Origin of the sequence: Bradyrhizobium pachyrhizi, assembly GCF_001189245.1 — a bacterium.
Taxonomy (GTDB): Bacteria; Pseudomonadota; Alphaproteobacteria; order Rhizobiales; family Xanthobacteraceae; genus Bradyrhizobium; species Bradyrhizobium pachyrhizi.
On sequence record NZ_LFIQ01000010.1, the window covers coordinates 14656 to 30591 of the forward strand.

A 15936-nucleotide genomic window follows, 5' to 3' on the forward strand; every position below is an offset into this window, starting at 1 on the left:
AAATGCAGCTTGACCATTTCATCATGTCGCTGAGGGGGATGCTGCTCTCTAATCCTGACAGACGACATAGCCGTGCGCATTCATTTCCGTGCAGGCTGAAAAAAACGACATCAGAAGCCAGTAGAGTTGAACAAAATACGGGTCCGCTGCGTGACCTGCCTTAACGCGCTCAAGAGCAGCTTCGACCGCACTTCGGCTGAGCGATGACGTCACGATAAAGACCCGGCGGATTGCATCGGGAGCAGTTCGCGCACGTGCGAATTCGGTGGCGAGCTGACCTGCGCTTCCCCGGAGGGTCCGCGGGATCTTGGTTGTTGCCCCGCCGTTGCTATAGTCCTTTTGCCACCTGCGGATTTTTGCTCCCATCACGTCTGCCGGCAAGCTCATGCGCTGCAAATTCTTGATAGCTTGACTGACCGAAATATGAAACTGACCGGCGCCCAGCGAAGGCTGCCCATGTTTAGCATGATAAAAGGTGATGCGAGGTGGACTGCCGGAATTATTCAGCCCGATGAAGTCCGCCCATTCGTCGCCCAAATCGTCGCATACAAGAACTTCGTCTCCATCGGCGACGCTTTTTTCGATAACTCCGAACGTTGAATCGGAATCAAACGTCGCATGTGCAGCCGTAAACTTTCCCTTCTCATCGACAACACCGCCGAGGAGAGTGTTCGCGCGCAAATAACGTAGCAAAGCCACGCCACCGTCGGTGAACCCCTCATCCCTGAATAGCGTGCCGTCTATATACGCCAGCGAGGGCGAGTCGAACAATACGATGAAATAATCCTCCCGTTCTACGTAACGTCGAAGCGAGATTCGATCTGGATCTTCGCCCAGCGGACGATCAGGATCTTCAATCTCAACGTCGGCGCTGAGAGGCAGGCGTAGGTCACGCAGCGCAATCCGACTCTGATTGATCGCTATGACACCGAGCTTGCTGCTGGTGGCGCTATCGACCAGATCCAGCAGCTTACCTTGGCCGTCGATCTTTAGCACGCAGTCCAGCTCCGATAACACCTGGTCGACTTCGGGCTTTGAGAGGGCGACATAGTTCTGGTTGCTCTTCCGCACCAACCTGATATCGCCTCGCTCGTGGACGGCGTCTGTCAGGCTAGCTACGTCAACCGCAAACGCAGTCGGACTGACGCTTCCTTGGATGCTCGACAAGTCAATCGCACGGGCGAATGTACCGATGAATCTGGCTGGGGCTCCCTGAGCGTCGACCAGCTGATCAATTACGGAGGTCGCATAAACGATCAAATCCTCGTGGCCGACACGATCGGATCGTTGACCAATCCGGCCCGTGCGAGGGGTTGTCGAATAGTGGCCGGCATTCGATCGGACTGTGTAACCTTGTGGCACGTACCGGCTCGCCCCGGCCGGTCCCACAACGTTGCTTAGATCGTTAGCTTCAAATGTCTTGCTTCGCATCACGTCTTTTGAAATCGACATGTTGCGGAGCCGGATCTTTTCGAACACGGCGTCGTTACGCGCGATAGCGATATCCACTCGTTCGGACGGTACCCGCGCAAAGTATCGGGTCGAGAATTCCGCGGGGAGATCAAGCTTCGACCTGAATATGGCGACGTGGCCTCGGTGCTCGACCAGCAGGAGAAACCCACAAATCCGCTCCCGAATGCCGGCCTCCTCAGACATGAACGCGGCTGGGCGTTCGTAAAAAAACGAAATCGCTGACCAATAGGTCGCCCCTGCCAAAACGCGGCGATGGTGGAAAACATTCTGGGAGACGGACGGCTGCCCGGCACGAATTCGCCGGAAAAGATCGTCAACCGCGGCGTTGCTGAGTGCTCGCTTTAGACTGTGAAAATTGGCTGTCTTTGCCACGCGAAGTGCATTGATCATCTAATCCCCGGGACTATCAAATAAATTTACTCAGTCTACTTGGCGTGGCAGATCCCACTCCCAACCGGCCAGGCCGGTAGTACGAAGGGTCTCGAACATTTCATTCGAGACCTCCACGGCAGCAATGCTTGCCTTGATATCCTTCTCGGTTCAGTTTGCAGCCGTGCTGAAGCAACGAGGCCAGGGCGCGGAAGGCCATATCCGCGATGAGAACCCCGAGAAGCGGTCGGTTGGCCAAAGGCGACCCTCGTCTCGAATAAGAAAAATCTAAACACCCGCCGCCCCTAAGAAGGTCCCGCTGTACCGTTCTTCCCTGAATCGTCTTCAGCGCGAAACCGCCCAGTCCTCGCCTTCGCCAAGCGCTGCGATCCACGAGACAATCGTCTTTACTTTACATAATCTGACGCGCATGTCCTGAAACACAAATGCAGGCCGGCCCCCTAAGGCAGCGACGCCCCCACGAGCCTGCCGACGCGTTTTGTTCAGCCAGTCCAGTCGATTACCGCAAACCGACCATCCTCCACGCCAATTTTGCGAGTACTACCGAAAGTAGCCGAAGGCAGACGCAGCTTATCTGCATTTTTTCATACGTATTGATTGAAAACCTCGAGGGACCTATGCAACACTATCGTTGTGGTTGAACCTTTGCGAAGCGCCGCATATAAGCAGTTTCATACGCCGACATAATTGATCGAGTCGCATTTTTAACAGCGCTGGAGACACGGACGTGTGGCGGCGCTTGAGCCCTTGCGTCACACGTTTTCAGTGAACCATTCAGATGCCACGTCCATTCCGCAGTCGCTCCGATTTGTTCAGTCAATCACCCCCCGTGCAAGGCTCCCCAAGCCTTAGATCTGCTGAACGAAATCAAACCGGCGGTTGGACGTGATCGCTCGATTTGCGATTTGACCTTGCGAGAACGCCAGCAGCTGGGATCTCAAATGGAAGAAGCACTCATTGATCCGCATAAGCAATCTGTAGCCATCGAAGATGGGGTCGCCCTGTCGCTTTCGGGTGGCGGATATCGTGCCATGGTCTTTCATGTTGGAGCTCTTTACCGGCTCAACGAGATCGGGCTGTTGGGGAAGTTGAAGAGGATATCTAGCGTCTCGGGCGGGTCCATCACGGCAGGTGTGTTGGGATTGCTCTGGGACGAACTGCAATTTAGCAACGGTAAAACAGCAAAGCTCGGTCTGCTTGTTGACCGCATTCGCGCAATGGCAGACACCACAGTCGACGCCGGCGCTGTCATCGGTGGGATTTTCTCCTCACTTTCGATTAGCGAAAAGGTCGCCCAGTCGTATGACGACGTACTATTCAAGGGTGCAAAGCTCAAGGACCTTCCCGATGATTCACAAAACAAGGCTCCACGCTTTGTGATCAATGCAACAAACGTCCAAAGCTCGGCACTCTGGCGCTTTTCGAGGCCGTACATGGGCGATTATCTCGTCGGCTTGGTTAAGGATCCAGACGTATCGCTTTGCACTGCGGTTGCTGCATCATCCGCCTTTCCGCCCATCCTCTCGCCCATGGTCCTGCCTATCGGGCAAAAGGTGGAGGCGCCGCCCGGCAGTCAGCTCAACCGCCCTCCATTCACGACACAGGCCGTACTCAGCGATGGCGGGGTCTATGACAATCTCGGCTTGGAAACGACCAAACGTTTCAAGACGCTGTTGGTGAGTGATGCCGGCCAAAAGATTGCGCCCGAAGAGGATCCGCATCACGATTGGGTACGCCACTCCATGCGTATCCTCGACACGATTGATAACCAGGTCCGCAGTCTTCGCAAGCGACACCTGATCGACGCTTTCAAGCGCGGTGACCACACCGGCGCGTTCTGGGGAATTCGCACCTCATTTTCAGATTACCAGCTCGCGACTGATCCACTGAAATGCGCGACCAGACAGCCCGCTACGTTGGCTGCAGTCGCCACCCGTTTGGAACAGATGCCGCTGAAACTTCAAAATCAGCTCATGAATTGGGGCTACGCGATCTGCGACGCCGCACTGCGCAAGCATATCGCTCCCGGATTGCAGACGACGCTTGACATAAAGATTACTGATCCCACGGGCTTTCCGTTTCCCGACGAATACTAAGGATCAAGCGAGATAGCGGCAGCGCGCACCTGGCGCAATGCCGCTTAGTCTCGCTCATTGTGAGGCAACATGATGAGGCGTCCGACTATTGTTTGCGAGGAAGTTCGCGATCGGGGCGACAATGGAAAGCAATCGCAGGTTTCGGCACCTCCCGACATCTATACGTCGTCGGAGATACCAACACCGAGCGAACGTCCGCTAAGCGTTTACGCATTTGATCCGAGCGCAGGTCGCCTTGTTGGAAACTACATGACCGCATCGGTACGTTATGAAGCGGTTCAACCAGGTCCGATCGGCGAACGATTCGCGGTGATCGACTACGACGGGGCAAACAAGACATTTTACCAGCCGGTCGATCTAAACGATCCGAGGCTCCTGATCCGCGGGGGCCTCGCACCAAGCGAGGCAGATCCTCGCTTTCACCAGCAGATGGTCTATGCGGTGGCGAGCGAAACGCTGCAGCGGTTCGAGTTCGCGCTGGGACGTCGGATTCATTGGCGGGGCACAAAGCGCTCGGCTAGCGCCGATCCAGTTCCGCGCGGCGCGTCTCGCTGCCTCAATCTATTTCCTCACGCCATGTGCCAGGCGAACGCGTTTTATAGTCCCGATGCACACGGAATCCTCTTCGGGTATTTCAGAGCCAGCCGCAGCAATCCGGGAAGCAATCTTCCCGGGCAGACCGTCTTCACGTGCCTGTCGCATGACATTATCGCGCACGAGACGACGCATGCGATCGTCGACGGTATACGCAGCTTCTTTACCGAACCAACCAATATCGACGTTCCGGCATTTCACGAGGCATTCGCAGATCTTGCCGCGTTGTTCTCGCACTTCTCACACAAGGAGTTCCTGCTTGACACCTTGGAAAAAACCGGCGGCCGATTGTTCGACTCGCACCTCAAACCAGAGCTAGCAATTTCGGCCGGATCGACTGGAGCGGGCATTCAGGCGCAGATTGGAAAAGCCAATCCCCTCGTCGCCCTCGCGACCCAGTTTGGAGAGGCAGTCGGTTTGCGCGGCGCGCTCCGCAGCGCGCTCGGCACACCGCCCAATTCAAACGACATTAACGTCAAGACGGAACCTCACGATCGCGGGTCGATCCTGGTCGCTGCGGTGTTCGATGCGTACTTCACCATCTATATCCGCAGAACAGCGGATCTCTTTCGGATTCATCGCGCTGGTGGCGGCAATCTCGACCATGACGATCTGCCCGCGCCGCTCGCCGAACGCCTGGCAGCGGAGGCAAGTCATACGGCAGAGCAGTTTTTCGTCATTTGTGCACGAGCGCTTGACTACTGCCCGCCGGTCGACATCACCTTTGGAGATTTTTTGCGCGCCGTCCTGACTGCGGACCTCGATCTGCATCCAAACGATCCGGACGGTGTTCGCGACGCGCTGATGCAGGCATTCCGCCTGCGCGGAGTCATTGCAGACGGAGCGTCTTCATTCTCTGAAGAATCCCTGTTCTGGCCGAAAGTCCGGCGCGATGCACTCCCGACCGTCGACGGACTTCAATTCGGCGATCCGAACGGATTGACCAAGTCCGAGAAGGACAATAACGGGGACGTTCTGCGCGCCTATGCGCAGAAGTACGGTGACCTGCTCGGGTTTGATAAGAATCTCGGCAAAATCCAGGCACTTTCGTTTCATCCCATGTTTCACATGGGCGAAGACGGTCGGCTGTTTGTGGATATGGTGGCTGAATTGGTCCAAACCGTGCGAACGCCGTTCGGTGATGCTGGCTCGGGTACTTTTCCAATGCGGAACGGCGTGACGCTGCTGATCTCTCAGGACCCGCCGCAAGCGGACAAGAGGCCGCCGCCGAGAATACGGTTTGTGATTGCAAAGCTTCACAGCGCTGAGCGCGAGGATCGCGTGCGGACATACTATGCCTCGAGCGGCCGCGCGATCAGCTCCAAGATTGAAAGTGGCGAGGTCGGCGAAGCAGGAGACGACGCACGCTTCCAGCTTGATTTCGGCTTACTGCACGCCGGAGCTTAATCATGGCACCCAAGAAAAAATCCACCCCCAAAGTTCGGAACAAGACGGCAAAGGCACCTGCCAGGAAGGCCGGCAAGGCCGCGAAGATGCCTCCGCGCGGGACGGACACGAGCTCGCCTTCGACCGATCCTTCTTCAAACGAGAGCGCCCGAGGGTTACGGGTACGAATGTTTCGAGTTGGTTTTGGCGATTTCTTTCTCTTGACTGTGCCGATGGCCGGCGGGGCGAGCGAGCATGTTCTGATAGACTGCGGCGTTCACGCGCAGGACCTCGGGAGCATCCGGGATGCGGTGCAGCAGATGGCTAACGATTGCGGCTCTAAGCTCGCGCTCGTCATCATGACGCATCGACATGCCGACCACATATCGGGCTTTGCGAGCTGTAGCGACATCTTCAGCGGCTTCACGGTCGAACGTGTTTGGATGCCTTGGTTCGAGGATCCAAAGAACGACAAAGCGATGGCCTTTCAGGCGAGCCTCACTGCGATCGCCGATAATCTTTCGGCGAAATTCGCCGCGCGAGGCGGCAGTGATTCGTCGATGCTCAAGGATATGGTCGACAATATCACCGGAGGGATGGCAGCCGCCGGCGGGGGGTCAAAAAATCAAAAGGCCTTGGATGTCCTTCACAGGGGCTTCAAGAACGAGGCGGACTATGATTACTACAAGGCCGGCGACCAGCCCATCTTGCCCAAGAGTCTCACTGATGCCGGTCTATCCGCCCAGATCCTCGGTCCGCCGATTGATCCCAAGCTCATCTCGCAAATGACCAAGGTGAACCAGCAGTATTTGTCTGACGAGATCGAGACAGATGACGAAGTGGTGCGACCGTTTCCCAAGGCATTTTGCACCGACAAGAACGGCTATCCCAGTGACGCTTTCAGGATTTATGACGATCAGACGATAATCCACTTGATCGATGGCGCGCAGCCCGACGTCTTAGCGGCTCGCGCCAAGGCGGCGGATAACACCTTGAACAACCAAAGCCTCGTCGTCCTGTTCAGCTTTCGAGGAAGGCATTTACTGTTTGCCGGTGATGCCCAGTGGGGCAACTGGGAAAACTTTCTGTACGGCGGGGCGTATGGAACCCCGGGCCATACCGAGCTGACCAAAAATGCCCAGTCGATCCTGGGGAAGATCGACTTCTACAAAGTAGGTCATCATGGCAGTGCAAATGCGACGCCAAAGGATGCGGTAGCAGCTATGAGGCTCGGCTGCGTTGGGATGTGCTCCACGCAGATCCACGCATACAACCAGGTTCCTCGAGAGCCCTTGCTGGACGCTCTGCGCGGGCGAATGGAAGGTCAACTGGCAAGGAGCGACCAAGTGGCCACGCAAGGGACGAAGGCTGAGAAGACGGCTGGCGAGCTCCCGGATCAGTTCAAGGTCCCGGCCACGGGCGAATTATTTATTGATTATGAGTTCAACTAGCGAGCCGGCATGCCCCATGAGACTGAACCACTTCTTCCTGCCTGAATGTGCTTTTAAGGTTCCCGGCAGAGTCTACGCACGACTGATCGAATGGAATCGATCAGAGTATGCGCTGTTTGATGCAGTCGACGCCGACTGGTTCGACGGTGAGAACGCCTCATCACTGGGACCTCTGACCACTGGCCTTTGGCTTTCGCTTTCGACGGGGGCCCTGGTTTACGCGATCGAGATCAACTCACGGCTAGGCGAGGATCTCGCGGCCCTGGAATGGTCGGGCAGGCTTCCGACGTGGTTAGAGCTTCAAATATTCGAAGACGAACATGGCCCAGCTAATCTATACGGAAACATAAACGGGCCAGCCGTGCGTGTGCGCTTCTCTCAAGGGGGTATCACACCGCATGTTCTAAGCAGCTTGAAGAGAGTAACCGATTTATCGCCCTACGCAAAATCAGGCGATGAACTCCGAGAAGCTCTGCCGGCCGACAGTGTAGAGAGAGTTTTCGTTCTGGATGTTGGACAAGGCGCAGCCAACGCGCTGGTCACGAAATCGAAGAAGGTATTGGCTTATATTGATCTTGGAGCGGGCGTTCTGGCGGACACCGGCACATGGCCGGCTGCAATGACCGGGATATGTCTTAAGGACGATCCCGTGGTGGTGCTTACTCATTGGCACTACGATCATTTTCATGCCGCCAACAAGTTTACGACAGCGCTCAACAGAACCTGGATCGCCCCTTTTCAGAGGATAGGACCCGGCCCGCAATCCGCTATGGCGAGCAGCATTGCTCAAAATGGGAACCTGTTGATCTGGAATGGAAAGGGCATTCTGAAGAAGGGGAGCGATCGAGCTCGAGCGTTGCACGGGATCGACAGGGAACTTCAATCGTTCCGGGATCGCCATATGGGTCAATGGGCCGAACCACCAAGACGATCCAATCTTGCTGCCCGGTGACGCCGGATACTCCGACATCCCGTCCTTGAAGCGCTCAGTGCGGTCGATCACGTCATTGGTCGTATCTCATCATGGCGGACGGGCTCCGGGCAAGGCGCCCGCAAAGCCAAACCTATCGACGGCCCGCGCTGCAATGTCTTTTGGAAACAAGAACAGCTACAAGCATCCGCTAGCACCGTCCATCGCAAAATTGCAGAAGGCCGGATGGCTGATCGGCTTTCCGAAGCCAGTACAGGACGATCGTCGTACTGAGGATCGAGGCTTGAAGGGTCTCGGCACAATCGATCTCCGCTGGAGTGGCTCGGCCATCGGCTCGTATCCGTGCAATTGTGGCTGCTCGATTGAGCCAACGCAGTAGGGTTCGCGACTGCCTAGTCTAAACCGTCGGGTCGCGTTCAGCGCCACCCCGCCGTTGCGGAGCGGCAGCAGGCAGCGCAGATAATTCGCATGCAGGCTGAGTGGGCTGAGCGAATAAGTTTAGCAAAAAGAACCTGGATCACGAACCATCTGGCAGAACGCCGAAAAGCTGCGCAACTATATAGAAAAACGAAGCAAACCTGCCCAATGACATCGTACATCTCACTCGTCCCTAGACCGTAAGTCGCGGGCGCGCGCCCAGCACGCGACCGTTAGATCCGCACAACCTTTTTGAACATATCTGATTGCTGGGCAGGGGTGACTCGGTTTGACTGCATATAAGTTTAAACCCAAGCGATTTCTTGAAAGGCTTTATTTTCTTGATAGCGCAAATCCCGTCGACGCCATCTGTTGTGCGGGTTTCGAGCTGAAGGCCTGGCGCTGCATTCCGTTCGCAGAGCATCTGATCGAATGGCTCCCCGAATATGCCCTTCCTGAAGATGAGCTCGCGATCACGCATGCCAATATGTATGTGAAGCTGAAGAAGGCGGCTGTTCGGGTCTACACGAGCAAGAAGTACGCAAAGCGCGGTGAAGCCGGCGAAATCGCACTTCACGCGATTTGCCGTGAGTTTTTTAATACCACGCCAATTTCGAACCGCGTTTTTTACAAGAGCGCCTCGAATGACGTGGTGAAGGCATTCGACATGGTACACGCCCGCTTTCCTCAAGCCGGCGGGGTTGAACTTTGGCTCGGCGAGTCAAAGCTATATTTGGACACCATGGACGCGATCACCGAGGCTCTGAAGTCGGTGACGGAACATCTGGAGCAAGGATTTCTAAAGGAGCAAAAGCTTCTTCTCGGGCCTCAAATACCAAAAACCACGCCGCGGTACGATGAGTTGATGGAGCTCTTCGAGCCTCAAACGAGCCTCGACAAATTCATTTCGTGCGGAGTGTTCGTCATCGGCATTCTCTCCAACAGCAAGGCATGCGCCGGTGCAACGCAAATCACCGACGCCTATAAGGCCGCTCTAGAAAAGGAATTCGACGCGATTAGCGAGCGACTTGCCAGGTCCGGGCTGACCAAAAGCATACGCATGGTTCTGCTGTACGTGCCGCTAGCCGACAAGGATGGCTTTGTCACCGCATTCGATGACAAGTTGAAGGGGCTGCAATGACAGTTACCCAACAGCAGTGGCACGAGATCGAGAGCCTTCACGGTTCTGCGCTCAAGGAGCGTATATTTTCCATCCTTCAGGAAACCGCTCGGGACATTCAAACACTTGATGTCGACGATCCCGGTGTCCTCGCCGTGGTCCCTCGCCTTGCGAACCTCCTGGAGACAAGGCCTGAGCTGGCTTCCTACCGCGAGATCTTCAGCACCTTGGCCCGCGCCGTGGGACTATGGAACTACATCGACAAGGACGCCGCGGACTACCGCGATGCGGCAGTTGCGGACGCAGTCACTTCCGATGAACTGGATGGAATCACGTTCCATAGAGAACAGATAGCGGCATTAAACACGCTTCTATCCGGTAACAACCTCGTCTTGAGTGCGCCGACGAGCTTTGGAAAGAGCCTATTGATTGACGCTCTTCTCGCCACCGGCCGATATAGGCGGGTCGCCATCGTTCTCCCGACAATCGCCCTGCTTGACGAATTCCGCCGAAGAATAGAGCGACGGTTTGGCGGCAAGTTCGCACTGATCATGTATCACTCGCAAGAGGCTCCCGCCGATGGAAGTGTAATTTTCCTCGGCACGCAGGAACGGCTGATCAACCGCAAGGATTTGGGCACAATCGATCTGGCAGTCGTGGACGAGTTCTACAAGCTCGACCCCTCACGCCAGGACGACCGCAGCTCGACATTGAACGCAGCGGTCTATCAACTCTTGCGACGCTCCAAGCAGTTCTTCTTTCTCGGCCCCAACATCGAGACGGTTCGCTACTCGGCAGATAACCGCTGGAAGTTCGAGTTCCTCCATACGCGCTTCTCAACGGTCGCGGTTGATACGTTCGATCTGACCCGGATCAAGAACAAGGAAGAGCGCCTGACAGCGGAGCTCAAGAGCTCAAGCAATTGGCCATCGCTTGTCTTCATTTCCTCGCCCGACCGCGCAAATCAGCTTGCGACCACGCTCACGCAAGAGAGCAGTTTCGCAAAGCTTGGCGACATGTCGGCGTGGATCGACGACAATTTCGGCGAGGGCTGGGAGCTGAGCGAAGCTGTTGCCGCCGGCGTAGCCGTGCACCATGGACGTATACCGCGTTCATTGGCCTCTCAATTCGTTCGAATGTTCAACCGCGGCGAGTTACCGATCCTGATCTGCACCTCGACGCTGATCGAGGGAGTGAATACAGCGGCGAAGTCCGTGCTGATTTACGACAAGCAAATCGCCCGAAAGGACTACGACTTTTTTACCTTCTCGAACATTCGCGGCCGCGCCGGCAGGCTCGGTCAGCATCACGTCGGCGCTGTGTATCTTTTCCACGCCCCACCGGACCAGGAGGCCATCGAGGTGGAGCCCCCGCTCTTCGGCGATCTTGACCAGGCCCCTGACGAACTCGTCGTCCACATCTCCGACGAGGACAGCTCCCCTGCCATAAGCGACCGCGTCGCAGAACTCGCCCGCACGATGGGACTGTCATCTGATGAGCTCCGTCTCGCGTCGTCCGTCGGACTCGAAGATGCAGCGGCACTCAAACAGCAAACCCAGATTGCGTCGCGCCAAGGGGCCCGCGTGCACTGGACCGGCTCACCCAAATACGACGACATTCACGCCGTATGTCGAATCATTTGCGGCGTTCGGAACGCGAACGAGTTTGGTGTTCGCAGTGCGGCACAGCTCGCCGTCTATTTGACAAACTTGCGTACTCACGGGACGCTGCGAGGCTTCTTTCGCTGGCACAGCAGCTCATATCGTGGCGCCCCGCGCGGTCAGGACAACATTTTCCGTTTTCTGCGCTCCTGTGAGTACGGGCTGCCGCAACTGTTCTTGGTGGTTGAGCTCTTCGCCAAACGCATTGAACCGAAAACCAATTACGGCCTGTTTGTGGCCGAGATGCCTCGCTGGTTTCGAATGGAAGTCCTCAAGAACCTCGACGAACAGGGAGTACCGGTACAGATTTCTGAGCGCTTTCTCGTGCGCGACGATACGATCGACAGTTTGCGTCGGCGATTGATCCAGGAGGCGCGGAGCAGCCGGGACCGACTTACGCCGCTCGAGAAGCAGTGGGTGCTTGATGCCCTAGCCGTTTGAAGCAGCCCGGTTCGGCCATTGGACAACCCCGCGAGCGACTTTGGCGGCGCCCTGACGAAGCCTTTTGCCGCTCGCCGATATTGGCGCCGCGCCGAGCGCTAAGAGATTCATGCCGGAGCACCTCAAAGCTTGGCGCCCTCTGTTGGCATCATAGGCCGCGTAGGAAGTCGTCCGTGAAGAATGCGGATTGACCTGAGAAATAAGCAGAATTGGTCTTGATATAGTATTCGATTTTGCAGGAAAGCGGGGTGTTGGACCTCGCTTTCTTGCGTTTGGGATTTTGCTTTTGGGCGATTCGTGATTCCCTGACGGCGTCGTCGACATTGGGGAATGCGATGAGCAAGCCGCGGGATGATCGCCAGAAAGACCTGTTGCTTCCGGCGCTCGATCAGATCATCGACATGGGTCATCCGCTGGTGCGGTTGGCAGCGCTGATCGACTGGAACATCCTGAATGAGCGCTTCAGTTCGGTGTGCCAAGCCGGGTCGGGACAGCCGGGCTTGCCGACGCGGCTCGTCGCCGGCCTGTTCATTTTGAAGCACATGCACAACCTGTCAGATGAGGTGCTGTGCGCTCCCTGGATCGAGAACCCCTCACATGGGGAATTGGGTGTCAAGACAAGATGCACCTTTTTGTTTGACTGGAGCCACCTTTTCGCCCCGACCACATGCGCTCTTGGATGGCGCGCGCAGATCAAGTCAAGGCCGGCCCGAAGGGACGCCGCGAAGCGGCTTGGCCTTGATTTGATCGAGCACGCCATCCAGCTTTTATGGTTGGGTGTAAGCTGCTTCTCTCCTCGCGAAGCGCAAAGTCAAATCGATCGGTTTCCAAGTTCCAAAGCCCGACTGCATGACGCGGCTCGATTGCCGAGCCTGGTCCACCTCACATTCGGTCGCCGCTCATGACGGCCGCACCAATATCCCGCTTGCGGCGGGCGGGGCTCAGGATGACGAGACCATTCTATTAGTCGGCATTTCGCCATGGGGTTCTTCGGCTCGTCGACCTGGGCCACCAGGGTTGATGAACCCAGGTGGCTTTCGCGATGGCTTGAGCGGATTAGGTGCTCTTCATGATTGCTCCCTCAATGAGGACGCCGGAGGTCGCGTACTTCCAAAGCGCAACGAGCAACTTGCGCGCCAGCGCCACGATGGTCGATTTCTTCAACCGACCCCGATTGCGCTGGACGCGTTCATTGAACCATTGGGTCAGCACTGATTTGGGTTGATGCCGCAGCCACAGCCATGCCATCTGGATCAACGTCGCTCGCAATCTCGGATTGCCTGCTTTCGAGACGCCTTGCTCTCGATCGATGGACCCGCTCTGCCAGGGCGTCGGCGCCAACCCCGCATAAGCGGCAACCTGGCGACGGTTGTCAAAATGTCGGAACAGTCCCTCTGACCATAGGATGGCGGCACACTCGGTGCCGATCCCCTTGAACTGAAGCAGCATCGTGACTGGCGAAGGTGTTGCCGCGGCGGCTTGTACTGCGATGAGCGCGTCGCGTTCGGCCTCGACCGCCTTGATCTGTTCGAGTAGAAGTTCAAGTCGATCCAACTCCCGGCGTATTTGGGCTTGCATATGTGCAGGTAGTGCACGCCCATCACCGGTTCGCAGTTCAGCAAGCCGCTCTCGCCGATCCTGGCGTAGCGACCCGTAGTTCGTAATCCCTTGCGCGAACAAGAGGCCCTTGATGCGATTGACATGAGCGACGCGCTCAACGATCAGCGCCTTCCGCTCGCGGCAGATCCGCCGCCGATCCTCTTCCTCTGGAGACGGAGGGCGCGCCATGGTGCACACGCGCGGCTCGCCCCGTTTATAAGCCATCAGCGTTCGCAGCAATGCCTCACCATCAATCCGATCCGTCTTAGCTCGCCTGCTTCGGCGTGATGCCGCAATCGAAGCTGGGTCCACGACGTGGCTTTCGATTCCTTCCTTCTCAAGGACCCGATGAATCCAGAAGCCGTCAAGACCGGCCTCCTGAATGGTGATCATCGGATAGGTGTGCCCGGTCTTGATACGGCTTTTCTCGCCAAGCTTCGAAAACAGCGCGAACAGTCCGGGCACGTCCCCGGCCAGGACAGAATGCTTTGACATCTTCTCACTTCTCCCCGGCGACAACGATGTGATCAACCAGGTTGAGCGACTGAGTTCCAGTGACACGAAAATCGCACCAAGATTGGTGCGGATCACGGTCGGTTGTGAGGATTGTGCGGCTGTATGCATGGTCACCTTCAGGATGATTGTTTGGGCAACCGCATTCTGCAAAAATGCCGGCTGCCATCCACCCATGGGATCTATTACCAATACTTCTGCGGCGAATTGAGCTTCTGCCACCGTCTGCCGTTCGATCGATCGTCGATGACGCGCTGGCGGCAGCGGCTCGGCGAGGAACAGCTCGTCGCGTTGATCCAGGAAAGTCTTTCAGTGGCGCACAAGACCGGCGCTATCGGTCCCAAGGATCTGGAACGGGTGGTCGTCGGTCGAGTAGCCCCGGGGATTTGCACCCCGAGGCTCTCACGAAACCGGACGTGAACCTCTCGATTCATCCGGCTTCTATCTTCCAGCCGCAGGTCGAATGCCGACCCGCCACAAATAGAGTAGGTTCGGATCGCGCTGTGCAAGCCGTCCCAACCAATATACTGAGGCGACTTTCCGGCCTTTCAACCGCTTGTATTTCCGCCTCGTCCAACGGGCGAGCGCGTCGTTGACGTGACGAAGGACGTTGACACATTCCGTCCGGTAAAACCGTCCGTAATAGTTCAGCCATCCTTGCACGACAGGATCAATCAGCTTGGCGAGTTCTTTAAGACTCCAGTGGTTTCGCGTCGAACTCAGTCGCCATGAGCGAATGGTTTGTCGGATTCCTTTGGCAGCCTTGTTGCTGATTGCCGGGAGGAAGTTGAGGAACTTCTCGCCCTTTCGATCGCGAGCGCTGCGCGGCTGGAAGGTGTAGCCAAGGAAGTCGAACGAGATGTGTTCGCATTCCTTTCTCCGTTTGTTATCCTTGCAGTAGACGATCCGGGTTTTCTCCGGGTGGAGCTCCAGACCACATTCCGCAAGACGTTTTCGGATCGCCTCCATCACGGTTCGAGCCTCGCTTTCAGTTCTGCAATGGACTATTGCATCGTCAGCGTATCTTTCGAAACACAAACAAGGGAAGGTCCGCTGCATCCAGCGATCGAATGCATAGTGCAGAACCAAATTTGCGAGCAGCGGAGAAACCACTGAACCCTGAGGGGTTCCGCGTGTTCTCTCCACTAGGAATCCGTCTTCTCTCTCCACGGGAGCTTGCAGCCACCGCTTTACGTAGAGACGAACCCAACTCAGTTCCGTGTGATGGGCGACAGCCTTTTCGATCAGGTGCCAAGGAATCGAGTCGAAGAACGACTTGATATCAAGGTCTATAACCCAGTCGAATTTCCAGCAACGTTTTCGCGCTGTCCCTACTGCGTCAAGCGCCGAGCGGCCGGGCCGATAGCCGTAGGAGTCTGGATGGAATATACGTTCCATCGTCGGCTCTATAACCATCTTTGCAACCGTCTGAGCCACGCGGTCAGCTATAGAGGGAATTCCTAACGGACGTTTCCCTCCATTCGCCTTGGGAATTTCCACGAGACGGACAGGAGGCGGAAAGTATGTCCCCGACGACATCCGATTCCAGACCTTGTAGAGGTTTCTCTTCAAGTCCTTTTCGAACATCTCGATGGAGACCCCATCCACACCCGCCGCCCCGCGGTTCGCTCTCACCTGTTTCCAAGCTTCCCAAACGAGATGTTTGGGTATCTGATACGACTTTGCCTCAGTCATCGGCTCCTCCCGTTTCCGGTTGGCCTGTGACTTTGGCTGGAAGATCGGGTCCCTTCGCTCCGCCCGTATTACCGGGCCTCATCACTAATACGAACCCGTCCGCCCCTGCGTCGCGCTTTGGTACTCTGCCCTCGGCGGGTCCGCCGCCTTTGGGGTCTCCCTTGGCATC

General features: G+C 56.6%; 9 protein-coding genes and 2 pseudogenes. 8 read left to right on the plus strand and 3 right to left on the minus strand.

The annotated features are described in order from the left end of the window. Positions 1–48 precede the first annotated feature (48 nt). Complete coding sequence (locus AKL29_RS44055; protein ID WP_244481645.1) at positions 49–1863, minus strand: hypothetical protein; 1815 nt, start codon at positions 1861–1863, stop codon at positions 49–51. 941 nt (positions 1864–2804) lie between these two features. On the opposite strand from AKL29_RS44055, the gene AKL29_RS00240 reads away from it, so the two are divergent. The 7 genes and pseudogenes from AKL29_RS00240 to AKL29_RS41500 all read left to right on the plus strand — a co-directional run. After that, on the plus strand, positions 2805–3959 hold the full coding sequence (locus AKL29_RS00240; protein ID WP_050382196.1) for a patatin-like phospholipase family protein: 1155 nt from the start codon (positions 2805–2807) through the stop codon (positions 3957–3959). A 249-nt stretch (positions 3960–4208) separates the two neighbouring features. Beyond that, positions 4209–5960, plus strand: coding sequence for a gluzincin family metallopeptidase (locus tag AKL29_RS00245; protein ID WP_244481646.1), 1752 nt, complete (start codon positions 4209–4211; stop codon positions 5958–5960). A gap of 2 nt (positions 5961–5962) precedes the next feature. Next, positions 5963–7390, plus strand: a complete 1428-nt coding sequence (locus AKL29_RS00250; protein WP_244481647.1) for a ComEC/Rec2 family competence protein — start codon at positions 5963–5965, stop codon at positions 7388–7390. A 16-nt stretch (positions 7391–7406) separates the two neighbouring features. Next, on the plus strand, positions 7407–8342 hold the full coding sequence (locus tag AKL29_RS00255; protein WP_050382198.1) for a ComEC/Rec2 family competence protein: 936 nt from the start codon (positions 7407–7409) through the stop codon (positions 8340–8342). Between the two features lie 685 nt (positions 8343–9027). Continuing rightward, complete coding sequence (locus AKL29_RS00260) at positions 9028–9879, plus strand: HamA C-terminal domain-containing protein (protein ID WP_050382199.1); 852 nt, start codon at positions 9028–9030, stop codon at positions 9877–9879. Continuing rightward, complete coding sequence (locus AKL29_RS00265) at positions 9876–11960, plus strand: DEAD/DEAH box helicase (RefSeq protein WP_050382201.1); 2085 nt, start codon at positions 9876–9878, stop codon at positions 11958–11960. Before AKL29_RS00260 ends, AKL29_RS00265 begins: the two co-directional genes overlap by 4 nt. A 335-nt stretch (positions 11961–12295) precedes the next feature. Then, a pseudogene (locus AKL29_RS41500) lies at positions 12296–12553 on the plus strand (transposase); the annotation flags it as partial. 463 nt (positions 12554–13016) lie between these two features. Here AKL29_RS41500 and AKL29_RS00275 read toward each other — a convergent pair. After that, the gene (locus AKL29_RS00275; protein ID WP_050382245.1) at positions 13017–14183 is read right to left on the minus strand and encodes an IS110 family RNA-guided transposase; all 1167 of its coding nucleotides are present in this window, start codon (positions 14181–14183) and stop codon (positions 13017–13019) included. Between the two features lie 72 nt (positions 14184–14255). Between AKL29_RS00275 and AKL29_RS43165 the strand changes: the two are divergent. Next, positions 14256–14438: pseudogene (locus AKL29_RS43165) on the plus strand (IS5/IS1182 family transposase); the annotation flags it as partial. Between the two features lie 75 nt (positions 14439–14513). Here AKL29_RS43165 and ltrA read toward each other — a convergent pair. After that, positions 14514–15767 carry a group II intron reverse transcriptase/maturase gene (gene ltrA, locus AKL29_RS00280; RefSeq protein ID WP_050382203.1) on the minus strand — a complete coding sequence of 418 codons (1254 nt, stop codon included), beginning with the start codon at positions 15765–15767 and terminating at the stop codon, positions 14514–14516. Positions 15768–15936 lie beyond the last annotated feature (169 nt).